The 24,985-nt window shown below is 44.6% G+C and carries 21 protein-coding genes; 2 read left to right on the forward strand and 19 right to left on the reverse strand.

What is annotated here, in order from left to right; genetic code table 11:
• Nucleotides 1-245: 245 nt before the first annotated feature.
• Both Q9S52_RS00370 and Q9S52_RS00375 read left to right on the forward strand, forming a co-directional pair.
• Nucleotides 246-1,025: a toll/interleukin-1 receptor domain-containing protein gene (locus Q9S52_RS00370; RefSeq protein ID WP_303644623.1), complete on the forward strand. Its 780-nt coding sequence runs from the start codon at nucleotides 246-248 to the stop codon at nucleotides 1,023-1,025.
• A 126-nt stretch (nucleotides 1,026-1,151) separates the two neighbouring features.
• A complete protein-coding gene (locus tag Q9S52_RS00375) occupies nucleotides 1,152-2,174 on the forward strand; it encodes a virulence RhuM family protein (protein ID WP_303644624.1) in 1,023 nt (340 codons plus the stop codon).
• 658 nt (nucleotides 2,175-2,832) lie between these two features.
• Here Q9S52_RS00375 and Q9S52_RS00380 read toward each other — a convergent pair.
• The 19 genes from Q9S52_RS00380 to Q9S52_RS00470 all read right to left on the reverse strand — a co-directional run bounded on the left by Q9S52_RS00380 (nucleotide 2,833) and on the right by Q9S52_RS00470 (nucleotide 24,780).
• Nucleotides 2,833-3,906: an AAA family ATPase gene (locus tag Q9S52_RS00380; RefSeq protein ID WP_304707568.1), complete on the reverse strand. Its 1,074-nt coding sequence runs from the start codon at nucleotides 3,904-3,906 to the stop codon at nucleotides 2,833-2,835.
• A 2-nt stretch (nucleotides 3,907-3,908) separates the two neighbouring features.
• Nucleotides 3,909-4,286 carry a helix-turn-helix domain-containing protein gene (locus Q9S52_RS00385; protein WP_304707570.1) on the reverse strand — a complete coding sequence of 126 codons (378 nt, stop codon included), beginning with the start codon at nucleotides 4,284-4,286 and terminating at the stop codon, nucleotides 3,909-3,911.
• A 101-nt stretch (nucleotides 4,287-4,387) separates the two neighbouring features.
• Nucleotides 4,388-5,209, reverse strand: a complete 822-nt coding sequence (locus tag Q9S52_RS00390) for a hypothetical protein (protein ID WP_304707572.1) — start codon at nucleotides 5,207-5,209, stop codon at nucleotides 4,388-4,390.
• A 174-nt stretch (nucleotides 5,210-5,383) separates the two neighbouring features.
• A complete protein-coding gene (locus tag Q9S52_RS00395; RefSeq protein ID WP_195651864.1) occupies nucleotides 5,384-6,496 on the reverse strand; it encodes a site-specific integrase in 1,113 nt (370 codons plus the stop codon).
• 115 nt (nucleotides 6,497-6,611) lie between these two features.
• Nucleotides 6,612-7,490 carry a helix-turn-helix domain-containing protein gene (locus tag Q9S52_RS00400; protein ID WP_304707576.1) on the reverse strand — a complete coding sequence of 293 codons (879 nt, stop codon included), beginning with the start codon at nucleotides 7,488-7,490 and terminating at the stop codon, nucleotides 6,612-6,614.
• A gap of 555 nt (nucleotides 7,491-8,045) precedes the next feature.
• A complete protein-coding gene (locus Q9S52_RS00405; RefSeq protein ID WP_304707578.1) occupies nucleotides 8,046-8,792 on the reverse strand; it encodes a hypothetical protein in 747 nt (248 codons plus the stop codon).
• Nucleotide 8,793: 1 nt separating this feature from the next.
• On the reverse strand, nucleotides 8,794-9,255 hold the full coding sequence (locus Q9S52_RS00410; RefSeq protein WP_304707580.1) for a hypothetical protein: 462 nt from the start codon (nucleotides 9,253-9,255) through the stop codon (nucleotides 8,794-8,796).
• 283 nt (nucleotides 9,256-9,538) lie between these two features.
• On the reverse strand, nucleotides 9,539-10,015 hold the full coding sequence (locus Q9S52_RS00415) for a hypothetical protein (protein ID WP_304707582.1): 477 nt from the start codon (nucleotides 10,013-10,015) through the stop codon (nucleotides 9,539-9,541).
• Nucleotides 10,012-10,470, reverse strand: a complete 459-nt coding sequence (locus Q9S52_RS00420) for a DUF5675 family protein (protein ID WP_304707584.1) — start codon at nucleotides 10,468-10,470, stop codon at nucleotides 10,012-10,014. The genes Q9S52_RS00415 and Q9S52_RS00420 overlap by 4 nt, the downstream gene beginning before the upstream one ends.
• Complete coding sequence (locus Q9S52_RS00425; RefSeq protein WP_304707586.1) at nucleotides 10,467-11,069, reverse strand: hypothetical protein; 603 nt, start codon at nucleotides 11,067-11,069, stop codon at nucleotides 10,467-10,469. Before Q9S52_RS00425 ends, Q9S52_RS00420 begins: the two co-directional genes overlap by 4 nt.
• 65 nt (nucleotides 11,070-11,134) lie before the next feature.
• A complete protein-coding gene (locus Q9S52_RS00430; RefSeq protein ID WP_304707989.1) occupies nucleotides 11,135-14,278 on the reverse strand; it encodes a hypothetical protein in 3,144 nt (1,047 codons plus the stop codon).
• Nucleotides 14,278-14,592 carry a hypothetical protein gene (locus Q9S52_RS00435; RefSeq protein ID WP_304707588.1) on the reverse strand — a complete coding sequence of 105 codons (315 nt, stop codon included), beginning with the start codon at nucleotides 14,590-14,592 and terminating at the stop codon, nucleotides 14,278-14,280. The genes Q9S52_RS00430 and Q9S52_RS00435 overlap by 1 nt, the downstream gene beginning before the upstream one ends.
• A gap of 1 nt (nucleotide 14,593) precedes the next feature.
• Nucleotides 14,594-14,977 carry a hypothetical protein gene (locus Q9S52_RS00440; RefSeq protein WP_304707590.1) on the reverse strand — a complete coding sequence of 128 codons (384 nt, stop codon included), beginning with the start codon at nucleotides 14,975-14,977 and terminating at the stop codon, nucleotides 14,594-14,596.
• Nucleotides 14,964-15,998, reverse strand: a complete 1,035-nt coding sequence (locus Q9S52_RS00445; RefSeq protein ID WP_370648978.1) for a reverse transcriptase domain-containing protein — start codon at nucleotides 15,996-15,998, stop codon at nucleotides 14,964-14,966. Before Q9S52_RS00445 ends, Q9S52_RS00440 begins: the two co-directional genes overlap by 14 nt.
• Before the next feature lie 273 nt (nucleotides 15,999-16,271).
• Nucleotides 16,272-17,705, reverse strand: coding sequence for a hypothetical protein (locus Q9S52_RS00450; RefSeq protein WP_304707592.1), 1,434 nt, complete (start codon nucleotides 17,703-17,705; stop codon nucleotides 16,272-16,274).
• Between the two features lie 13 nt (nucleotides 17,706-17,718).
• Nucleotides 17,719-18,549: a hypothetical protein gene (locus Q9S52_RS00455; protein ID WP_304707595.1), complete on the reverse strand. Its 831-nt coding sequence runs from the start codon at nucleotides 18,547-18,549 to the stop codon at nucleotides 17,719-17,721.
• Between the two features lie 4 nt (nucleotides 18,550-18,553).
• Nucleotides 18,554-19,522 carry a hypothetical protein gene (locus Q9S52_RS00460; RefSeq protein ID WP_304707597.1) on the reverse strand — a complete coding sequence of 323 codons (969 nt, stop codon included), beginning with the start codon at nucleotides 19,520-19,522 and terminating at the stop codon, nucleotides 18,554-18,556.
• Entirely contained in the window at nucleotides 19,477-19,965 is a 489-nt protein-coding gene (locus Q9S52_RS00465; RefSeq protein WP_304707599.1) for a hypothetical protein, read from the reverse strand. The genes Q9S52_RS00460 and Q9S52_RS00465 overlap by 46 nt, the downstream gene beginning before the upstream one ends.
• Nucleotides 19,966-19,968: 3 nt before the next feature.
• Nucleotides 19,969-24,780, reverse strand: a complete 4,812-nt coding sequence (locus tag Q9S52_RS00470; RefSeq protein ID WP_304707601.1) for a tape measure protein — start codon at nucleotides 24,778-24,780, stop codon at nucleotides 19,969-19,971.
• Nucleotides 24,781-24,985 lie beyond the last annotated feature (205 nt).

Genomic DNA, 24,985 nt, shown 5'->3' on the forward strand with positions numbered 1-24,985 from the left:
TTATGCAATCTTTCGGAAAAGGAGAGCAATTACAGGTAATCATCAGGGATGAAACCCTTTGGTGTGGATATGACTGTCGTTTCTAAGCATCTCAAAAATGTATTCGAGTCGTCTGAATTGCAGCAGGATTCAGTATGTGCAAATTTTGCACATACTGCCGAAGATGATAAAATACACATGTGCTTAACCTCTTTTGATAGAAATGTTTCGCTACATATTACGATATAACATTAAAAGCGACCAATATGGATAAAAAAATAATAGAAAATGCGGCTATTGCATGTGATAATGTTGCTAAAGCCATGAATGGGATGCAGTTAGGAAGACCTTGTAATTCCTGCTGTCCTGGAAGAGATGCTTTAATCAATACTATAAATCAATTAATTGTAGAGATTAGAGATACGGAACCAGAATGCTTTCAACGTTTAATGTTGGAGTTGCAAAATATAAAAAGCCCTTATAATCAATGTGTTCAGCCCTATCAATTTGGAGCGATAAATGCTATAACAAACATATTAAAGAATAAGTATATTGATGCTAAAAAGGGTAAAAGAAAAATCTTTATTAGTCACTCTCATTCTGATAAAACAATTGTCGATGGCTTTGTCAAAGAAATATTGAAAGTTGGTTGTGGCTTTAAGGATAGTGATTTATTCTGTACTTTGGATACTTCTACTATTAGAACAGGAGATGATTTCCGTGAAAAGATTATTGAGAACATGAGAGATTGTGATTTTATTTTTCTTTTCATTTCTGAAAACTATAATCAGAGTGATGTTTGTAAAAATGAAATGGGAGCTGCCTGGGCTTTGGAAAACAAGAGGATTTTACCTTTTACTCTTCCCAAAATAACTTTTGAGCAAATGGGATTTCTTAATGTTGTTAAACAGGGTGCGTCTATTACTGACGGAAATAAATTAGATGAATTGTATCAAGAATTGTGTGAGTTTTATGAAATAACACCAGATTGGCGTAGTTTTAATAAAGCCAAAGGCGATTTCTTGGATTTGGTTGCAAAAGCATGATTCTTATCATGCTAAATATGTATTAGCAGGTATTTGAAACGTATATTTGAAGAGAGAACCACAAAAAGATACAGTTGTTCGGGATTCCCGAACAACTGTTAAAATAGGACTATAGACTATTATACTATGGCACAAAATATAGTGATACGAAATAGTACAGCAGAGTTTCTCATTTTCATGCTTGAAGGCAAAGAGGATGGGATTCAGGTGATGTATAAAAATGAAACCATTTGGGCAACGCAAAAGGCGATGGCTCAGCTTTTTGATTGCTCAACTGACAATATTGGACTGCACTTAAAAAATATATTCGCATCAGGGGAACTTGTCAAAGATTCAGTTACCGAGAAAAACTCGGTAACTGCTACAGACGGGAAGAATTATCAAACAATGTTCTATAATCTTGATGCCATTATCAGTGTCGGATATAGAGTCAATTCTGTTCGTGCCACACAGTTCCGTCAGTGGTGTACGTTTGTACTCCGGCAGTTTGCCATTCGTGGATATGTGCTTGATCATAAGCGAATGGAGAACGGGGCTTTCTTAGGTGTAGATTACTTTGAGCATTTGCTTGCCGAAATAAGGGAGATAAGGCTGAGTGAACGTCGTTTTTATCAGAAGCTCACGGATATCTATGCTACGGCAATAGACTATAACAAGGATACTCCGACAACACGTCTTTTCTTCAAGAAAGTACAGAACAAAATGCACTATGCTGTGCATGGGCATACTGCTGCGGAGTTGATAGTCGAACGAGCCGATGCGAATAAGGAACACATGGGATTGACCACTTGGGAAAACGCTCCGAATGGAAAAATTGTCAAAACAGATGTGTCTGTAGCAAAGAACTATTTGCGAGAAAAAGAATTGGAAGAAATGGGCAGGATAGTCAATGCATCGCTTGATATGGCGGAAAGTATGGCAATGCGTCATATACCCATGACAATGGAAGATTGGGCAAAGCGAATAGACAAATTCATTAATTTATTTGATGGCCCGATATTGCAGGATGGCGGAAAAGTTTCTGCCGAATATGCCAAAGAGTTTGCTGAATCTGAGTTTGAAAAGTACAGGATCATTCAAGATCGTCTTTTCCAATCTGACTTTGATAGATTTGAAGATAATAGTCTTCCTGCATTAGATATTGAATAATTATAATGTCATTTTGAGGTTGGCAAAATCGCCTTTGGGATATGGCAGATTCATGTCGTTAAATTGGCAAGTGTTCGGATAATAGTTCTGTATTCATCATCTAGTATCTGCATTTATGGTGGCCGACGTTACTCCAGGATACCACTTAAAAGCAAGAACAGAGTTCACAACAGAGTTCATAAAAGAACCAGTAGGGTTCATAAAAGAGTTCGTAAAAGCACTACTGAAATACACTCCAAAACCGCAATAATGCCAAATTCAGCTTGCAGAGGATTGGCAAAGTCTCACGAGCGATAAATCACTTGGGGTATTGAGTTACCCTAACTCAATAAGGTTTGTATAATGGGCAAGCCCTGTGAGCAATTAAGTATACAAATTTCGTTTTTGTCGAGAAAGGCATACCGATGGCTGGCGAAAAGATAAAAGGCTTAAATAACGCCTTTTTCTCACCAATCAGCTTGCTGAGAGATTTGGCACTCTCAAACGACCTATTGGTTGATTGGGGTATTAGGCTCCCCATACAAGATAATGTCTGTACAACGGGCAAGCCCAATCAATGGCAGCGACCAGTTCCGTGGATTATCATGAAACCAGTCGTTGCACTTAGACTTTGACTTATATACGAATGGACACTTTTAGAATAAAGTCAAGTGGAGAGTCAATAATGGTAATCCGGCATGAACCGATAAATGCCACGGCTTTCCTGAATCACCATCCGTTTGTTCGTGAGAAACTTAATTATCTTCACAATCTTGTTGTGATTAAATTTCGTTCCTGCCAGTTCGTAGGCAGTGGTCAGTTCTTCTTCCAAAGCCTTATATCCCGAAATCGTCTCTTTTCCGTCAAAAGCCAATTCGAGAACTTTGCGATGGATGGCTTCATGGATGTCTTTATAAGGGGAGAACGGTTCCTGCTTGGGACGACCTGCGCTCTTCTTTGTCGGCACATAATCCGGCAGAAGTTCGGAAAGTGATTGGTCGTTGATACAAAAAGCGAATGGCAGAAAGTCTTTGGAACGTGTATGCACACTTTCCACTTTGCTGATGTTGCTGTCGTCTTTGTCTTTCTCGATTTGGATGACAGTCTCGGCCTTGTTGTTGATTTCTGTGCCGATGTGTCCACGAGCATTTTCATCGCTTTTGTTCTGGTGGAGGATGGTGTGAAGATGAATCTGGTATTCGTCAGTCCACTGCATGAGTTTGGAGATTACGCACGTGGCTTCGCTCGGAGAATTAATGTCATAAACCAAGTCGCGGATTCCGTCAATCACCACGAAACCGAGACCCTCAATCTGACTGATTGCATCATCTATGATAGCCAAACGCTCCTTGGGGTTGAACTTGCGTAGAGCGAGAAAATAGAAACGGTCGCAATCCTCATTAGCCGACAACTCTGCCAGTTTCATGATACGATGCATTACAATCATACAATGGTTTTGACTTTGCTCTGTGTCGATGTAAAGGATGCGGTTCTTTCCTTCAGGGAAGTCCGTTGTGTAGTTAAGAACTTCCTTCCCTGACAAAGCTGCTGCCACCATAGCCGACACATTGAAAGTCTTTTTGCTTTTAGCCTTGCCTATAGATGCACTGAAATTTCCCAATGTCCCGATAGCCACTTCGCCTATTTTCAGAACTTCCGACTCCTGTTCGTATTCCTTTTCCAAACTGAGCATTGTATCTTGCCATCTTGTAGCGACCTGGGCAAGATCTTCAATGGGTGCTACCGTTTCCATACTCACCAGCTTTTATGATTGGCTTTGCGGCGTGTAGTTGCAAGCATTCGGGCGTGTTCTTCCTCTATGCTTATAGGCGTGTCTCCTTTTCTCCCGCTTTCCAACCATTTGTCCAATTCATCACGATAGACAAACAAGTGTTTTCCTTGTTTGATGATTGGAATACGACCATGCTTGGCTTTGTAATAAAAGGATGATTTCGAGATACCTAAATATTCGCAGACTTCATCAACGGTCATTGGAACATGGGTGTCTTTTTTTACCTCGTTATGCTGCTGATGAAGTTTTTCTGTCAGCAGATTTTCCATACTTGAGATTCTCTCGCAGAGTTCGCCTACCACTTCCGGTAGGTCATTGAAGGTTAATTTGTTTTTTTGCATGATATAACATTGTTTTTGTTAAACATGCTGCAAACCAATACAATGATGTAATGCTGACAAACCTCAGAAAGCAATAATATTTCAGTCTGCGTTGAATAACCCTAATTGATTGAACCTAAGTCCGATTCAGGGTCGTTCTTCATACATTTGAAGTGATAGTCTCCGGTTTTAGGGATATCAAGTGCTATTTTGCAAACTCCGCTTGTCCGAAGATTTTTAGCCAGATATTTAATCGAAGCATCTTTCAGTTCATGTGTGAACATAGAATGTATGAATGTAGCTCTGTCTATAAGGGAAATGTTCAATCTCTCTCCGATGTTCCACACAAAGTGCATCAGGTCGATAGAACGGAGGGGATTATCTAATCTTGAACGAATTGGCTTGTATAATTCAGATTGTCCGTGTGCGAAATACTCTATGTTTTCATGCAGAATTTCAAGATTTTCTTTTGAGAGAAATTCAGTCATTACAAAGGTGGTGTATTCATGAATGACACGTTTAATGTCTGCCTGTCTTTCGGATTTTTTACGTTCAATTTCGGCGACACGCATTTCATAATTATCCATATAGTCGTGTTTTACACAGTTTTCTACAACTGGCTTTTCCAGATTTATCTCCCAGCCCTCAGAATATGTGGATTCAATCTCCTTAATCTGTTCTGTCCGTTCAATATGGAAAGGTTTTACTTGCTTGCCAAAAGACAAACTCAATTCATTCTTTGTTATGAATCGGAAGAAGAAATGCTTAAGTACTCCACAGGCGAGTATCATTGCCGTAATATATAGAATAACTGGAGTGGAATATTCCATCATGTCGATATGACAACTGAGATATAAGTAGGAGTCTGTTGCCCAGTAAAGGATGACACTTACTGAAAGTATGAAACTGGTTCTTTGAGGAGAGATTTTAATACTATTCGTCATAAACTGATACTATTTGAGTTTTACAATAAGACAAATGTATATGTAGATTTCCAAATAGTTGCTGTTTGTAATGGATAATCGTTCAGGATTTAAGAAAAAATATGCTCAGAGTATGATTTAGAGCAAAATATCATACTCTGAGCGATAAAAACGAGATTATTTGTACCTTAATTCTTACTTGCGGATTAAAGAGATTCTGTTGCTGGCTTCACGCTTGTTACTGTCCACAACTTTCATGTACCGTTGTGTCGTGGTGATACTTTTATGTGCCATATTACTTTGAATGGTACGTATGTCTGTGCCGGCTGCTCCTTGAAGTGTTGCATATGTTCTTCGGTAGGAGTGGAAAGTGATATTCTTGGTAATACCGGCTTCGCGAATCCATTCTTTCATAGGTTGCTGTGTCCAACTTCGTTTCAATCCTTTAAATACTAATCCGGTTTTTTCCGGAGAATAGCCGATTAATTGCAGGGCTTCGTCACTGATAGGAATGATGTCCTCCGTCTTGGTCTTTTGGGTAATTGTGTGGACACATTTTCCTCCGGCTGCAAAGTCAACGATTTCATGCCATTGTAACGATAGTATATCGCTGATTCTGAGACTGGTCAAACATGAGAACAATGATGCTGTCTTCAGAATCGGCTTTTTGCAAGGTGTTTCTGCCAATTTGTATAGTTCTTCCACACTTAGATACTCTTTTGGAGTATCTTCTGTTTCGATTTTGTCCAAAAAGTCATTGATATTGGTCTTGATTAGCCGATTGCGATAAAGGATTTTCAAAAGTCCCCTGAATGTTGACCAATAGCCGGAAGCAGAGTTCTTTGAAATGCGACCGTCACGCCTGAGTTGCTTGGCATTTAGCAGATACTCACGAAACTTATTACAAAGGTCAATATCAATTTCTTCAAAAGTACATTTGCCATGAACGAAGTTGTAGAAATGGTGGTACACAAATTCCCACTTTTGGTCATGCTTGCGAAGCTGCTTGCGGTAGTATTCCAGAAAATCCGCTTTGAGTTTGTGCCTGTCAAAGAAATCATACCTGTCATTAACGATAGATTCAAAGCGTCGGCATCGGATGGCTTCCGCCTTTTCCGACATAGTTGCATTGAAGTTGCGTTCACGTTCATTCTTAGGATTGGCATAAATATAAATGTTCAATCCTTCGTGACGGATGGTTTTCATTGTTTCCTGGTCACGATACCCCGGATAATAATCCAGATAGAAAGAAAGCATCCCATGTTTCAAAGGACGTGTTCTCAATGTTACTGTTTTACATTCTAACATAGTTACAATTATTATTAGTTTATACTTGATTTGCTGCAAATGTCCGTAATGACTTGACACAGACAATGCTCATTTTTAGAATCATTTTCTGGTCTGCCTAAATTCAGACTTAGGCTTATTTTCTGACACCCATTACATGATCAAATTCCACTTTCAGGAATCTCACGAAACGACCTTTTTTCTCACGTTTGATTTCGTGGAACTGCAGAATGCCATAGACAGAATCCCGTGTGAGATTGTATCTCTTCATGGCTTCCTGCACGGTGTAGTACTCCGAAGCATTATCTTCGGCAGTCTGCTTGGATAGGTCAAAATGTAGCTTCGAGTAGAATATCTGACCGTGTTCTTTCTTGGACGGGATGTTGTTGCGATAGACATGGGAGCGGATGGCAACCCGACTCATCCCATACTTTTGTTCTATCTCTTCGGGAGTGTACCATTCGGTCAGATCATTATCTGTCTTGTATTTGGCAAAAGCAGCATCAATATGCTTTTTGCTGTAATAGTTGAACTGACGGATTTTTACTTTTGGCACATTATGCTCCCGTGTATAAGTCCATACCCATTTGGTGTTGACCTTGTATTTTTGGGCAATTTCTTCAGCAGTGTAATATTCAGCAATATCAAATTCGACTTTTGACATCACACGTTCATAAGGTTTAGATTTAAGCAAAAGTTCTATATCAGTTCTTCGAATAAAAGACATTCGTGAACTAATCCGACTTGCTCTCAACTTATCCTCTTTGACTAATTTGTAGATGTACTGACGAGAAACTCCCATCAATTTAGCTGCTTGTGAAAAGGTAAAGTACTCTTGATTTTCCAGCACCTTCTTTACCTCCAACAATTCTTGACTCTGAATGAGCTCCATTCTTCGCTCTTTCATTCGATGTTTGTAACCTCGTTTAGAACATTGAGGACTACAATAATTGGTGGTGGTTTTCTGAGCTATAAAAGGTTTACCACACCATTGACAAATTCTTTTTACTTCCATGTTGTTTTCTCCATATTTTTAGTGAAACCATAAAGATTTAATTTCCCTTTTTGTCTCTCTACGTAAACCATTGTTCACCCATGTCGCCAAATGCGTCAGTGTGACATCGGGGACAAACCCTAATTTGTTTCTCGGTAGAAATACGGTAGAAAAATATGGTGAACAACACTATCCAATCGCTATGAACTGGATTTTGGGTAAATAAAAAAGCCGCTGAATTTCAGCGACTTCATTATTGTTGATTCTAATTCGTTGCGGTTAATTGCGATATATCATTTTCCGATGCAAAATGTGAAATTAAATCCGTAAACTACTGCAATCCACATTGTTGTGTACTGTTTGAGGTTTTGTGAGCAACAAGCCAGCAACAGAATTGAAAGAACTGCTATTGAACGGGTTATATCTGACCTCAAAGATAGTAATTTCAAAGTTACTTTCTACATCCGCAAGTAAGATTACTTTCTGTCCCATATAACGTCCGTGATTATTTCGCCGGTTATTTCTTCCCAACGGCAGATGCAGGCACGAAAAAGGGCGGTTCCGCCGCCCATAGTTTTATTTGTAACTTGTCTTCTTGTCTGCCGTAAATAGGTTTTTATAAACGTCAAAAGCAACTTCAAAATAGCAACTGTCGATGAGTTCTGACATAGCGTGAGGATATAATAGGAACCGGACAACATCACGCCCGTCAGACCCGACTATACGTTTTAATACGATAAAGTATAGCAGGGGATATTCCGATTCCCAATAACGCTCTGCATAATCCTCGCCATTGGTTCGTGCGTATGATTTATACATTGTTTCAGATGACGAGCAAAGGGTTTCGCCGAGCGATAGGAAAAACGGGAATGAATATTCGGCATGGCCTTTGAACATTTTATGATAGAATCGAGGTGTGATTGTAATTACCTGTCCGGGTTCAATATTGCTCATGCTGCTATAATCGGCTTCGGATAAAAGAGCAGCCATTATCGTTCGTGATACAATCCATTCCGTTTGTAAAACAGGGTAACGCCAGCTGTATTCTTTGAAATCACAAAAAAGGTATCGTCGTCCTGCATACTCTCCGATGAATAGGCTGTTGAAATTATCGACAGCAACACCCTCGCCAAGATAAACGAGTGTCGTGTTTTTGCGGCTTTCCCATTTCCCTGTTTTTCGGTCTTGCTGCCAATATAAGGCCGATTTTATTTCCTTTGATTTTGTCGCCAGTTGTGCCGGAGCTGCATTGTTTCTATCCTGCGCCATACAGTTTGTAGAGAATGCAATTACGGCCAAAATAATTATGGACAGTTGTTTCATATTATATACCTGATTTTAAGATTAAATATTCGACTTTTCTCAACCGGTCGAGGTATTCCATTTCCGCTGGGAATATCTCTAACGCCCTTATAATTACCCGTCTTTCGTTGTGGTAATCTTTCTGTTTCCGATATAATATCATCAATCGTTTGTATGCGTGGTGGGCTGTATAACCGATGGATATATTGATTTCATACGTGGCTATGGCATCTTCGATTTTCCCCATTTTTTCATAGGAAATACCCCTGTTGTTGAGTTCTACACAATGTTGGAGAACTGTTCCACGCTTACGGTTCTCTGCTTGAATATGGGATAATTGTTCCCGTGTGATTGAACCTCCGAGGCTGTATTTTTTGTTGGGAGGAGGTTGGGATTGACGCTTCGAGTTGTGGATGCCCTGCAACACGCCGCCGATAACGGCGACAATAAAGCCGAATAGAATGAAATAGAAAAATGTGCCCATATTCAGTCGTTTTGGCGATACTACCGCCTTGATATGGAACACACGAAAGAAGCGTGGGCATTCCTGTTGGTTTAGAGGTATCGCCAAACACCTGAAGCCCTAACAAGGAAAATGCCCACGCATATACGCAGGCATTTACCATTGCTTTTAAGGGCTTCGATGAAAATTGGCGATTTTCTAAACCTCAAAACAATAGCAAACGCTATATTACAATAATTTTGCCCAAATATAAACAAAGTTTTTGATTCGGGATTGGTTCCCGAGGGAGAATATTGTTGCGATGTTAGATAAATCGCCGGACAACGGCAAAAATCTTTTTCCGGCACGCTACTACAAGAATTGCCAGCACAATCCAAAAGCCTTTCATCTGCGTTTGTTGCCACCATGTCAATTCCCGTTCAACCGGCACGGACTTTTTGACAATTTTATCCCGGTAAAAGATGCTGTCCCGATATATTACCTCTTTTTCGGTCGGTATGGGCTTTTTCTGCGGCTTATTCTCCAACGAGTGGAATAACGCCCCGTCCGTAGTTATTCGGGCGTCAGAAACGGCGTATGACGTTTCCAAGTGGCTCGTCGTGTCCCGAACGGTTTGCCGCACGACCTCGACCGGAATTTCGATGAATACTGTGTCGAGCACACGTTCATACCGGACGACCGTTTCCACTCGCACGCTGTCTTGTGTAGAGGTGGTAAACTGGCGGGTCGGACAACAGCTGACAACCGCCACAAGAATCAGGGTAAGAATGACGTTTCTCATACGATTTCGATTTTTATGGGTTCTCCTCTATCGGAGGCTATTTTGAGCATATCGTACACCTTGCGGAACGTGGCCGTCGAGTTCAGCACTTTGCCTACCTCCTTATTTTCTCCAACCAAGATGCAGCCTGCGCTGTCTTTTGCCGTATTTCCAATATGTATCAAAATGCCCTCAAACTCCGGCACATTGAGTAGTCTCGGTAAGTATCCGTCGCAAAACTGATACTGTGCCTTGTCTTTGTACTTCGGAGACTGCATTTTCAACGTGATGTCGTATGTTCCGTAGGGGATAGCGGTTTCGGCGTACACTTTCTTTTCCCCGTTGTCGAATTTGCCGTTTTTGTTCAGGTCTCGCACGGTGTCTTCGATAGTGTCGCATACTTTCTGCCCGTCTATGTATAGCCAACCGACAGTATATGTTGGCTTCAATGCTATGCGTTTCAGTAGTAGTTTCATTTGTATTCGGGTAATATGTATTGAATGTGGTCGGCTGCTTCCTGCAACTGCTGCCGCAGGGATGCCGGTTGCAACTGCTGTTCGTGAGTGAAGCCACAGAATATCGACCCTATCCAATCGTGTTCGTCGTCAGTCAGACGCTTCACAACCACCGAGCAGCAACCGTTCGTTGTCATTATCGCCCGTGCTCGCTTATCCTTGACTTCGGTGTCGATATTTCGATATAGAAGAAAATCACGTGCAGACAGTTCGGCGGAGAATGCCGCTACATCCTGCATCGGCAACCGCTGTACGTTGGGCTTCATGGCTGACACACCGTTTCGCTTCACTTCTAAGCTGACCGACAGAAACAAATTATTTACGAGTGGGTGCGGTTGAACGATATATACCCGGTCGGCTTGCAATTCATGAAGTAGTTGCCACAACACTCCATAGATTTTGGCTATATTATCGCTGCGCTTGGCCGACTTCACCTCTTCTTCGGCTTTCCACTTTTCGATTTTGAGGTCAGTCAGTTTGTTTTTGGCATATTGGTTATACGAGAACCATGCTGACAATATGACGGCTATCGAACTGATAATTGCAGGTATATTCTCCATAATTTTGTTTTTTGGCTTACAAAGATAAATAAACTGATTATATTATAATCACATATCGACAAAATTTAACTCCATAGATGTGTTGCAAGAACTATGAATGTAAAATTACCGTCATTCCAACTCGCATCGTCGCCAGTATATACCGTAAATGAGTTTGCGGTGCGTTTGATTACAGAGGCATATACACCATGGCCGTTATCGCTGCGTAAAAGTTCTCCGCTCAACAGTACCGTATATTTGTCTGCGGACGAGAACGTGCCGTCAGGAAAACTGATAGTGCAATAATGCGGCGAATTGGTCATATACGATAACTGGCATCCCTTATTCTCTGCTCCATACCAATATTGGTTGTATCGCTTCTCCTTGACAAGACGCGGCAAGCCTCCTGAAAATTCAACTTTACCAGCAAATACGGCTTTCAGAGGAAAACCCTCTCCCGAATTGGCAACTCCGTATCGAAATCTATTGAGCACAAGCCACCCTTTGAATGAATTGCCCTCGCCGACACCGATAATATCAACACCCTCGTTGGGATTTATTATAAGGGTGGATATTTGCTCTCCGTCTTCATGAAAATAATATCCGGTTGGAGCCGATGCTGATATTTGTCCGACAGCATTTTTATTGCCCCATTTGGTATTAATGATACAGGCTCGAAAGCCATTATATTCGCTGGTAAACGGTATTGTGAATGCCGTAAGCCATCCTCTTGAATCTCCGGGTATGACAATGCAGTTATTGTTTTGAAGCCCTAACGTCGATACTGTTATTCCGCTACCTGTTCCATCCAACCGAAAATACCCGTCCTGAAATGGAGTACGAATTGCTCCTTTTATAATGACATTTTCAAAAGTTCCACTATGAGCCGTTAAATTTCCGTTGGCATCCCATGTGATGTTTCCCTTTGCAAGCTGTCCGGAACCGTCTACCCCGCTGAAATAAATCATCGTTTGTCCAGCGGTGTTTGAAATCTGTATGGTGGCGTTCCGCATAGATAGGACGTTTGCTATTGAAGCGTTCCAATCTATGTAGGTTTTGTCGTTGCCGATACGGAACGCATTATTCAGGAAATCCATAAAGTTTTTGCCGTTGGCCGAAGCAACTTTATTCGTTATGACCTGTCCCGGCAATACTTCGGTAAACCCGTATAAGGAAACATAACTGCGTTCCCCGTCGTACTCGCTATTCAGTACACCCATGAGTAAGTGATAATAACCTGCGACGCTCTCCATAGCGATAGCCTGCTCGCTAATATAGAATGTACCGGTTTTGTCCGTCTTGCTGACTTTGGCGTACAGGTAGTATTTCTTGGTTCCGTCGGTCAGCGGCGGCGTGTTGAAATTTGGGAGCAACCACCACATATACTCATCGGAATTGTGACTTGACGAAATGGTATCAATACCAAGCGTGTAATGCTGAATGACTCCGAACGGGACGGACAGCACTTTTGTTGTTTGGTTATATGTAACATTGTGAGATACCGGAGTGCGGTCTGCAATGCCTCTAACAAACTCAAATTGCAGGCTCTTGTCGCCGATGAGCATAGCCATTGTTTGCACAGCTATGGGGTTTATGGAGTTCGAGAAGTTATCAAGCAGGGCATCGCCCAACATTTCGATAGTTTCCATTGAATCCCTGTACCGACGTTTGGTAAACTGCAAAGCTTCTTTGTGTAGTGTATCCATAACCACCTCGTTGCTATCAATTTTCCGCAGGTCACTCGATATAGTTCGCCCGACGGTAGAGTTTGACAATTCGATTTCGGGGCTGTGGGGATTATTGATGTAATCCTTTATCCCGATAATCCTGACAAGCACTCCCTCCGGCTGGAACCGCTCATCGGAGAATTGAACGAAACCGCCCAATTTTATCCGTCCGCCGATATTGAGCCAATCTTTTTTCGCCCATATCCCATCCAACTCGCCTGTGAAAGTAAATTTCTGTTCCTCGTTATCGTACAAGTATTTCACCCCTTGCCGGAACATATCCCATGACGCTCCGGTTTTCGTAGCATTGTCGCAGATGTACGCTGCGGGCAGCATACAATGAAACACGGCGTATTTATCTCCAACTTGGGGAACATAATTCCCGCCCGGCATCGTCTGACCGTCTATTTCTTGCGGTACAATCTCGAACCTGCGGGCGGCTTTCCCGCCGGTGGCATTGTGGATGTATTTCGCCTCGAACTCCTTTCCGGCCAACATTCCCGTTTGCGGGATTATCGTCAGCGTTTCGCCCTCAATCAGACACTCCTCGAAGTTCAACGATGCAGGTATGCTGTTATCCACTATGTCGTAAAAATGCTTGCCGGCATCGACTACCGTAACGGCACTTATCGTTCCCACACGGGAGGGGTATATTTCCGAGCAATCAAGGCTATCCTCGGCCTGCGAGGATAACGGTTTATCAGCACGGCGGATTGAGAACCCGTCTGTATCGGTTTTGTAGGTTCGAGCCTTGCTGCTGTTGAACCCGGATTCACCCTCAAAATGAACGCCGTCGAACCGGATTGTTTGGTTCTTGGGCAGCAGGAGTTCAGGACTTCCATATTGGCTGGCGTCGATGTTTTGCTCCCCGCCCTGAACATAAAGGATTTCGATAGGCGTAGAATCCTCATAGTTTGAGCGTCCGATGCCGGGCTTAAATCCATTCCCTTTACCATACGATAACGGTAGCGGGTTGTCCCTGTTGTACTCGACTTTCCACAACGACACCTGCTTACCGACAAATTCGTACTCCGTTTCCCATTCATTCGCCATTTGGGATAGGGCGTCGATGCAAAACGCATGATTGTATGATATGGTCTTTTCGGGAGCGTCAATGCACCGTCCAATAGTCCAACCGCTGTCCCGCTGGTTCATATTGTCCACGAACATTTGCAGGTGTTCGATAGGTTTGGCCGTCAGCGGAAATTTCAGCCGTCTATCCACGGGATTTCTGAATTTCCACTTGCCCGCCTTTGCCTGCGGAGAATCGAATACGACGGTGTACTCGAAATAGCGGCTGTGCTTCATTTTAAGGCTTTCGGGCTTTTCGAGTGTGTAGGTCTCGTTCTCATAGACACAATACGCCCCAACAGGTATTTCGACGTGCTCCGCCAGCGAGAAATAGAGCGTCAGATTATGGTCGCCCTTTATAGCCCGATAGCGGTAACTGCTGTCATCAACCTGTATGTCGAGTATTTCGGTGTTATTATGTAGAATTTTCATCACGTAAATTGGTATATCTTCCCGTTGCCACACTTGGTGCAGCGGATTGTGGTTATGAACGGAAATTCCTCTTTGGGAATTTGGTCGAGAACACTCTTGATAGCGGACGAGTTTGTGAAGAACTTGCCCTCCGTTCCGTCCTGCGTGAACTTAATGAGATACCGACCCTCCCCGTGCTGTGTTTTCATGCCGGGGATAAAGTCGATAACCTCTATCTCGCTATTCAGAACATCTGTGATAGACACCTGCTGACAGTTGAATATCTTACGGTCGTCCTGCTGCTTGATGCCGAGTTCGCTGAAACGCTTTGCCATATTACCTGATATTAAGGGTTGCACAATCGTCGTCTATTTGACGTTTGATAGCTGCCCGCTCGGATAAAAAGGCTTTGTATGCAGCGATTTTCGGTTGGGCGTCGGAACTTGATTTCGCCCCGTATATGCCCATTGACGCAGCATTGTAGTCGTTGATAAGTTTCTGCTCGTAATCTTTCGGCCATAAATGGTTGATTACAGCTTCAGTCAGTTTGTCGCTCGTTACCGTGCCCCACACGATAACTTCAAGACACTCCCATTTTGTTGTGGTTTCTTCTGTGTCAGTTCCGGCAGGTATTTCGACTTCTTTAATGTCCCAACGGTAGGTATAAGAACCGTCCCCGTTTGCCTCATAGATAGAGGGCTTTTTGTCATAGGTTGCCATAGAAACTTGGTTTAATTATGGTTTTCAATAAATGTTTGGAATTGCTGTGTTTCGCCCAGCCGAGCCAACTACACACCCCTTGTTTGTAGTCTTTGGCAGACAGATTGGGCTGCTTGTTGAGCCGGGTGGCGGCACGACAAAAATTCTTTTTGATGCTCTTGCGAATTAGTTTGTGTTCATGGTAAAAAACAAAACCGACGAAATCCAGCCCTCGCCCGTGCTTATCGCTGCGATTTTTAGCGATAGGGAATACCTGGTAATTGGCTTTTATCGTCAAATGCAGGTTATCATGTAGGTAGGCATCTATCCGTGTAAGTAAATCATGGAGGAACGCTTTGTCCTTGTGTAGAAAAACCATGTCGTCGGCATATCTGAAATAATACTTTATACCAACCACCTCTTTTATCCAATGGTCGAAGTATGCGAGGAACAAATTGGCATAATATTGGCTTAGATAGTTGCCAATAGGAACACCGGGGGCACTATCTATTATTTGGTCGAGTAGAGCCAACGTGTCCGAGCATTTGATTTTTCGGCGCACAATTTGTTTCAGTACATCATGGTCGATGCTTGGGTAGAATTTTTTAACGTCGATTTTCAGGCAATATCGAGTGTTTTCCACGTCTTTCAACGCTTTATCCACTTTCAACATACACCCGTTTATACCCCTGTTTTTGATGCAGGAGAACGTGTCCGTCGTGAATACCGAAATCCATATTGGTTCGAGAATGTTCATTATTGCGTGATGAACGATTCTGTCGGGGAAATACGGTAGCCGGTATATCTCCCGTTCTTTGGGGTCTTTGATGATGAATGTTTCGTACTTTGATGTTTTGAATGTCTTATTTTTGAGTGCTTCGTGCAAAGCGAGGATATTGGCCTCACGGTTTTTGTCGTGGCGACGTACTCCGTAAGAGCGCAGTTTTCCCCGTCTCGCTTTTTGGTCGGCGAGTTGGAGGTTTTCTACTGCGATAATTTTTTCGTATAAATTTCCTATCCGTTTCATTGCTTTGCTTTTCATACTTGGAGCCGTCGGTTTCCCTACCAGCACCTTTTTGTGGTTCGTGTTTTTTTGCCAAGAGGCAAGGTCGTCATTCTATATTTTTGTTTCTTATAACCTATGAAAATCAGAGGTGAGAGCCGATGTTCGCATTCGTATTCGAGGGGGTGTTATTCGAATTCGCATAGCTGAAGCCTGCATTCGCACCGTTATTCGCATTACCGCTGAACAGGACACCACGAAGAACGACCAACCTTTTCTATCTTACGTCATAACTATTTATTATTAAATTATTTACAAATTAGGTATAAAGCAAAGGCGAGAGCCGAAGTGCGCACTCGCATCCGAGGGGGCGTAAGACGAAGACGCAAAGCCGAAGCCCGCCCCCGCACCGTAATTCGCAGCACCGCCGAACAGGACACCACGAAAGACTGTTCCCGACGAGGGGATATTGGTATAGTGATAGTCTGCCCAATAGGTTGTTGAGCCGCCACCTACCACCGCAGGTATAATATCGCCGAACTCACCAAAGACAAGTTCTTTGACGTATGATTCGGTTCTGGCTTCCAATCCCCGCAGGGTATAACCGTTGTAATTGCTGTCGTTGTAGTCAGCGGGATTGTCCGCTACATATACTTTTGACGTTCCGCCGTCAGCTGCCGAGGCTATTTGAATGTTGATGCCGTCGCACCAGCCCCAAATATGCCCAAATGGATTTTCAATGCCTCGGTAGCGAGGAACATATACTGTCCCGTGCGTACTTCCGTCGGCTTTCTGCATAACGTATGCAATCTCGCCCGAAGCGTTGCCGAGTTCATCAGTGTAACCGCAAGGCACAAACGGGTAGTAACCGTTAAATCCGTTCCAATCCGGCGTGTTGGTTACACCGTTGCCGAGGCCGCCTTGTGCAAAGCCGTTTGCGTCCTTTTGGGCGTTGAATGCCGCCTGACAGTTACGGGTGGCATACTCCACATAAAAAAGCCAAAATACGGCTTTGTATGCGTTGTAATCAAGGCAATTCCACTCGCTCGTTGCAGAAGCGTTGCGGAGGCGGGCAGCGTTGCGGAATGCTGTGCGGCTCTTAACCGTTACAGGGCGTCCGAGAACTGACCGATATGTTCCGTCCCAATCCGCTTGATTGTTACCGCCCCTGTAATCCGTTCCGGCATTGACGACAGAACAGAGTTTGCCCGTGCTGCGCTCCATAGCAGCCTCATACGCCGAGATATACATTTTGGGGACGGCGTGATAGCCCGGTAGTGGATATTCCGATAGTTTGCACCGGCGTATCGTTCCCTCGGTTTCAAACTTTCGGAAATGTGCCGGAATTTCGACCATAACCTGCCCTCTCGAACCATCGAGGGTGTGTGCCCTCCAATTTGTTGGGTTCAGATACTCGACGACCGTTCCGTTGTCGCTCAACAGGCAGCCCCGCATCCGGCTCTGAATAGGCAAGCTCTTATGGAGAGCGACACTCCCGATACGGGTACAGGCGGGCGAAGATACCGTCGTGTCCCATTGAATGCCGTAGGAGCATTGGTCTTCGACGTAAGGGAGCAGCGCAGCTATTTTACTCTGCTTGGTTTCGCCGTCCGTATCCATAACCTCGACGATGAGTTCGAGGGGGTTTACATTCCCGATATGCGGGAGTTCATTCAACCGCTTCCCGTTGTCGAAAGCCGTGATGATTTGAAGCACTTTCGCTTCCTGTTCAGGTGTTAATGCCATAATTGTCTTGTTATTAAGTTAATCTAAAATTGCCGTTGCCCATCAGTCGGAGTGAGTTTGCTTTTACCCGACGCAATTCCGGTTCGGCAACCGTAATTTGAATGGTGCGGTAAATCGACGTGTTCTCGGTTGGGATTACGTGGATTTTACTGATGCCTGCCCGATTGACCGTAAAACTTCCGTCGGGCTGCACAGAAACCGCATTGTCATCGCCGAGGAACAATACATTACGTCCCGTGTTCGTGGGTAACAGCTCGTATTTTATGCGCTTTGGCTCGGTGTTACGGAGTGTTATGCGAGGCGGATAGTCGAGGTTAATACCGGTCGGAATCATTTTGTACTGCCCGACGAGCGATTCTTCCAACTCCTCCAACCTTACGATTGTTGCTCGTGCCTCCTCTGCGGTTTCCCCTGCGAGATTTGCGGCGGTGTCGGCTGCTGTGGCCTTTTGGTCTGCGAGGTCGGCTTTAGAATTGGCATTGTTCGCCGCTGTCGTCGCTACCCCGGCAGCTTTGTCCGCTGCATCGGCTTTTATGTTCGCATTTTTGGCTGCTGTGTCAGCTGCCATTGCTTTATCCGTTGCATTTTGAGCGGCCGTATTGGCCGCCTCTGTTGCAGTGTTGGCTTTTTGGGTCGCCGTATTTGCTGATTCCGTTGCCGTTTCTGCGGCTGTCTTGGCTTTGTTGGCCGCCGTAGCAGCGTCGTTGGCCTCGTCCGCTGCGGTTTTCAGAAACTCTAAACTCACCTTGACGCTCTTGTTCAGAGCGTTTACCCCTATGGTATATAATCCGACAAGGGTATCTGTCAAAGGCAATTCGCTGATTTTTATTTTCTTGACCCCCATATTGTTATTGTTTTATCTCTGTTAAATTAATCGCAAAATCACCCTCCTCCGTTATAATCCATTCGCAGGATTCGGCTGCGAGGAAGTAAAGTTCATCTTCTACTCGGAATGATGTAAAGACCAGTGTAACGGTAAATTTTAGCCAAATTTTCCCTGAAGCGTAGAACTCTGCAACTGCTCCGCTTTTGTAATGACACGGAAATTCAAGCCCCATCGTATCAACATATAACAATCGTTCGCCAGGACGTACCAAGTCGTATAGGAATGCGTCATAATTACGCCACAATTCGACTTGCGTTGCCGCCCTCATGAGGCAAATTACCTTGACCTCTTTCGTCTTGAATGTAACACGTTCCCCGTCGTATATTGCGCCTCCTTGTGTTCCGATATTGCGTAGCAGGTTTTGTTTCACGGCGGGGGATTTCTCTATTTCCGATAGCGTCCCATCCAAAACACGTATGCCATAATCGGTCAGCCTACGCCCGTCGAGTTCATAATCTCCGTAGGGAGGAACCGTGCTTGCCGGAGCGGTATAGGTGTAGCCGTCTAACGGGAAATCATCGGCAAGGCGTAGCGTAACAAAGCCGAGGAACAGAGCGGTATCGAGATTCGTATGCGACACCATACGGAGCCGGTATGTTCGCCCGATTTCCCTGAAATTGAACGTGTGGTAGGATTTGTCGGATAACATTTCGATAAATCCCCTATAACGGGAATTTTTACCCGTAAACACGAATTTCATAGAAAATTCTTTGGTGTCCAATACCGGGTCGGATAAATCAGCCTCGATACCGTCCTCCTCCTGCCAATCGTTGCTCTTGACGGATTTCAATGGCGGAAAGGCCACAAGTTCGTTGTAGCCGTTCTCCTGCACGAAAACACCGTATTCCGTGAAAGCGTCTTTACCGTCTATGTAAAATTTTCCCGTCATAAAATCATCGCTCTGTCTGCTGCTTTTTTGATAACCTGACATCCGTGTTCGCTCGATACAGAAACGATAGCCCATGACGAGGCGTTAATTGTAGCCTGTGCCCCGTGCATCAACATAACTTCGTGCCTACCTTTATCGTCGTATGACAGACTGGCCGAGGTGTTTCCGATAAGCACTATCGTCCGCTCGTTTTCCAACCGTATATGCCCTGCATCAATATAAACCCCGTAGCGTTCCACATCGTACTGCTTGAACCTCCGGATGGTTGTTATGTCAGGGAAATGATACTTTTGGCAGAACTCTACCCCCTGCGGCGACGTGAATAGCCGGATGATTTGTTCAAGGCTTTCCGTCCCTTTGAACATACCGCACACACGATATTTCTCTGCCATGTTGAATAAAGCACGTTTTTCGCATTCCTGCTGCGCCCGTTTCTTGGCAGATTTCCATTGTGCGTATATTTCACGTAATAATGCTGGTTCCATAGCCTATTTTTTCAGTTTTATCCCTTTCAAGGCAATATCGTTTACCGTGTTTTTTACGGCCTGCATATCATTCTCAATTCTTTCCAATTTTGACAGATGCTTGGTATTGTCCTCTATGCCGGCGAGGTGTTCGAGCATCCGTGCGCTGTTAGCGACAAGGAGTTTCGCACTTTCCATAAGTGAGTAGGTATGGCCTTGTATGGCCGTTGCCCGTCCGTTGAGTTCATCGACGCTCTCCTGTGAGGCGGTGGCGATACCTTTCTCCGACGCTTCACGGGACGCATCGCTCGTTACGGTAAACATATTTTTTACCGAATCGGGGAGATTGTCCCATATCATCTTGAACTCGTTGCCTACGGCGTTCAGGTCATTGGCAAATCCGCTCATAGAACTGATGATAGCATCAATGCCAGCAAACTCGCCGTCCTTGTACCACTTCGCTTTGTATTTGTCGAAAATATCCCCAAGAGGTTCTTCGAGATACTTGCTTACCAGCATACGTTTGATGACGTCCGCAACGATGTCTTTCACTTTGTCGCCCCACGCCTCGGCCGCATCTTCGCCCGCTTGAAATGCGTCAATAAAAGCGTCAGCGAGTTCACTTGCAAGGTCGGCGGCACTACCGCCCATAATATCCTCGACAATCTCATTGATGATTTTATTGGCTTCCTCTCCAAGTTCCTGTATCTGCCGCTCCAAATCCGCAATCTTCCCGTGGTCGGGATCTTTCTGGGCATCTTCATTTCGGATTTGTTCTTGCAAGAGAAGTTGCTGCTGGGCAATGTTTTTTAATTGTTCTTTTGCCCCTGTGAACTTTTCCTCTCCAAGAGCCTTGTCAGCGGTGTACGCAATATTTGCATAAGCGACAGCCAGTTTTTCTGCCGATTTCTGCATTATCTCGTTTTGATATACGACCCTTCCCATAATCTGATACATGGTGTTGGCGTATCGGTTTGTAACTGTATGAAGTCGCAGCACTTCTTTGGTCGTCTCGGCGTACACCTGTTTTACCTTTTGCAAGGCGTTGAACGAATTGCTCTGTAACCGCATCACGTCGGCATTGTCGAGTTCCCATTGGAGCTGGTCGATACGGTCTTGCAACTTTTCGATTTCCTCCTGATATTTGTCGTCATTGTTGAACAACTCGATAATAGCCGTTGCAATAGACAGAGCCGCAGAAATAATAGTCAGGATTACGCTGGCTTTCTCCACCGTCTGAATGGCCGAAGATGACGCCAACGCCGCAGTCTGCATACCCGTTGTCGATGCCGTTGTGAGCGACACAATACTATTTATCATGCTCAACGTCGAGGAAAGGATAGTCCCCGCTGTGCTGATAATTTCGCCCGCTGTACCGCCTACTGTGTCGCCTATGCTTTCAAATTCACGTTCCGCCTCCTGTAATGTTTTGTAAAGGTCTTCCCACTCTTTGATAGAGCGTTTGCCAGGTGAGACCTCATTTTCAGCCTTTGCCTGCGTTACCTTTTTACGAGCGGTATTCACTTTCGCACGAGCGGTGGACAGTTGCTTGCTATCGGCTGTCCCTGATTTTTCAAGTGCGGCTAACTCCTGTTCGGCTTTTTCCAAAACTTGCTCCAACTGACGCAATGTCATATTGGCTATGGCGTTCATCCATGCCTGATATGTTGCTTCTCGTGATGCGAACTGTTCATCAACAGCTTTCAACGCTTCTTGCTCGTTACGGTTGAGTTCATCGACATTCCCTTGCGTAACTCCTTTCCGCAAGGAGCCGTCATCGTTATACAGAGCTTTCCGTCGCCGTTCGTATTCTTCCGTGATTTTATTCCTCTGTTGTTCGTAGGTCATAAAATCCGCCAGCATCTGTTCGAGCGAGGTTTTGTTGGCTTTGTTGCGTATCTCCTCGGCCACTTTATAATATTCTGCAATTTGTGCTTGCTGCTCCGGCGATAGGTCGGCGGCAGTAACGGTGGAACGGTCGAATGTCTCTCCCTTTGCTTTTGCTTTGGGATTTTTGTTCTCCCATTCGAGTTCACGCGCATCACGTAATGCCTCGACCATTTCGGCTTCCCGTTGCTGGTTGGCGAAAATCAATCGTTGATATGCAAGTTCCATTTGGGCTTGCTCTTTGGCAAATCCCTCATCCATAGCGTCAATACGGGATTGGGAAATATCCAACTCCGACTGCTTTATCTGTTTCTTGACATTTGTCTCGTACTCTTGTATTTTCTGATTTCGCTCGGCGGTTTCTCGCTTTATTCTTGCGGCCTCGTTTTCGGCTTTACCCGATTGCCCTTCTGTAAGTGGCAACTTTGTTTTTAGGACTTTTATGCGGGCTTCAAGAGCCTTGTACTCTGCGTCATCTTTACCATATTTCAGTTGCTCTTTCTGCAACACATCAATTTGCGCTTTGACATCTTTGATTACTGACAACTCTCGTTCACGGGCGAGGGTTTTATCTTTGATTTGCTGTATTTCTTGCTCTTTGGCAGCGATTGCAGCGGCATTGGGCGTTTCGGCTTTTTTCAGAGCCGCAAGTTCCTCTTGTGCTTTGGGTAGCCTGTCCATGAGTTGCTGTAATGAGGCGGTAGCGGCATCGAAAATCGTTTCCCCATTGTCCGTTGCCGGATTTTCGCCGAATTTCATGCGAGCTTGCTCCATAGAACGATTGAAAATTACACGTGCTTTTATAGCGGCATCAATCTGCTCTTGGAGGTCGTTTACTACGATTTCCGAATATATGGGGGCATCTGTGCCGGGTGTAATCCCCGTCATTACCGTTTTGGTTCGATTAAACGAACTGATAATTTCTTTAATTTCATCGGTTATTTCAGCCTCACCCTCAATAACCGGCTTTATTTTCCAATAGTAAGTCTCTGACAGGCTTACACCGTCAGTCCCCTTTTGCCCCTTGAACTGTTTATCAAGAATTTTTTTTACTTCATCTTTAACGTCGCCCTCTTTCTCTGCCAACGTATCCGCAGCATCTTTGGTAAAGGTTTCCATTGCCCGAGCTCGTGCTGCTTTCTTTGCCTCCTCGGTGATAAGGGCATAAGCAGCGGCAATGTCGTTTAGAGCAGTTTTTTCGTCGCCGAGTTTTTTCAGGTATTCGCCATATCGGTTTATTATGGCATCTTTGGCTGCTCGATATTCATTCGTACCCTCTTTGGCTGCTTTCAATCGACCAAACATTGCATCAATCTGATGCACCTCTGAATCAATCTCTTTGTTGGTAGCTTTTATTGTGTCATTGAGTTTGCTTTGGGCTTTTTCTGCATCTGTTTGGTAGGTTATGAGTTTATATAATCCATAACCGAGTGCGATGACAGCCGCTGCTGCCAACGCATAGGGGTTCGCCATGATTACGGCGTTAAGTTTGGCGGCGACAGCAGTCAGACGGGTTTTAACGACTGTCAAAAAGCCGCTCGCCGTGGCGTTGGCCGTCTGTGCCGCAGTATTTACAGCGGTAGCAGTCGTATTGGCTGTTCGGGCGGCGGTTTCAACTGCCGTTTTCTTGGCGTTGAAATCACGTGCGGCAGACTGATAGGCGAGGGCTGCGGTTTCCCGTTGTGTTTCTGCGGTGGCTAATTTGCGTTGTGCCACCTCTACCTGTTTTGCATTGCCTGTTGCCCCGATGTGCATTAATTCGGCAAGCCGCTGTTGCTCTAATTGTTTGGCGGCTATGTATTCAGTCCGGCGAGCTGCAACAGCTTGATTGGCAGCGGCAACATCCGCACGGGCTTTCGTCAAAGCACTTTGGGCTGCTTGTACATTAGCGGCGGTTTCTGCTTTGACGACGGTATAATACTCGACAGAGGCTTTCGATAATCCCATTTTCGAGATTTGCGCCTGTTGCTCCGCTGAAAGGAGTTTGTATAGTTCGGCGGCCTCCTCCGTATGTTTTACCGTGGCAACGGATTGACGCACGGCTTCGGTTGCAATAAGTGCTGCACGATATGTACCGTATGTGGCAACGATAACCGACAAGATTTCGCCGATTTGCTCGTAATGGCGTACAACCGTTGTAGCGGCAGAAATCGACCCTGTGATGATGTCTTGATTCGACGTGCCGATGTCGTTCATCATATCATCGATAGCACCTTTCAGGTTTGATATGCTACCATTGATGCCTTTGCTCTGTTTTTCGAGCATTCCGTGGAACTTGCCGCCCTCGGCGGTGGCAGCAGCGAAAGCGTCGGCAACCATTTCCGAAGATATTGCACCGGCCTCCATATCTTTTTTGAGCTGGCCGATACTCTTGCCGGTCTTCTCGGAAATAACAGAAAGCGGATTGAATCCGGCGTTAATCATCTGCAAAAGGTCTTGTCCCATGAGTTTGCCGGTAGACATCATCTGAGAGAACGCCAGCGTCAGCGAGTTGAATTTTTGGGCATCGCCCATTGATATGTCGCCAATCTGTTTAAGGATTGGCATGACACGGTCGGCTTCAATGTTGAACGATAGAAGCATCTGAGCTCCTTTTGCAAAGTCATTCAGCATCATAGGGGTATTAACAGCAAAAGTCCGTATTTCCGAAAATAGGGCTTGCGCTTTTTGTTTGTTGCCACCTAAAAGGGTCTCGAATGATATAGAAAGAGCTTCAACCTCTCCCCGAACTTGAATGACTGATTTGGCGAATGTCGTAGCTTGCTGGACTGAAAATGCAACGGCAATAGCAGTTCCAATTCTTTTGGAAATGCTATCAATACGGCTTCCCTCCGATACTGCTGTATCGCCAATACCCTTGATGATATTACGAGATTCGGCAGCGTCAGTTCGCAGCTGGTTGTTATCCAACCCTAAACCGTAGTATAATTTGCCCTTGTTGTTTTGCATTACTCTCCGAATAATATTGCTCGGACTTTGTCCCTGTTGCGGGGGTCGTCCGCATTTATAACTTCATTGTCATTACCTTTATCCGCTCCATTTTCTTTTTTGCTTTTGTAACTCGGAAGAACTGCCCCGTACAAAATCATATTGGCATAGCTCATTTCGTACAAGACATATTCGAGCGGAAGATTAAATCCCTTGACCGTGCCTG

Origin of the sequence: uncultured Rikenella sp. (assembly GCF_948810725.1) — a bacterium.
In the GTDB taxonomy this organism is placed as follows: Bacteria; Bacteroidota; Bacteroidia; order Bacteroidales; family Rikenellaceae; genus Rikenella.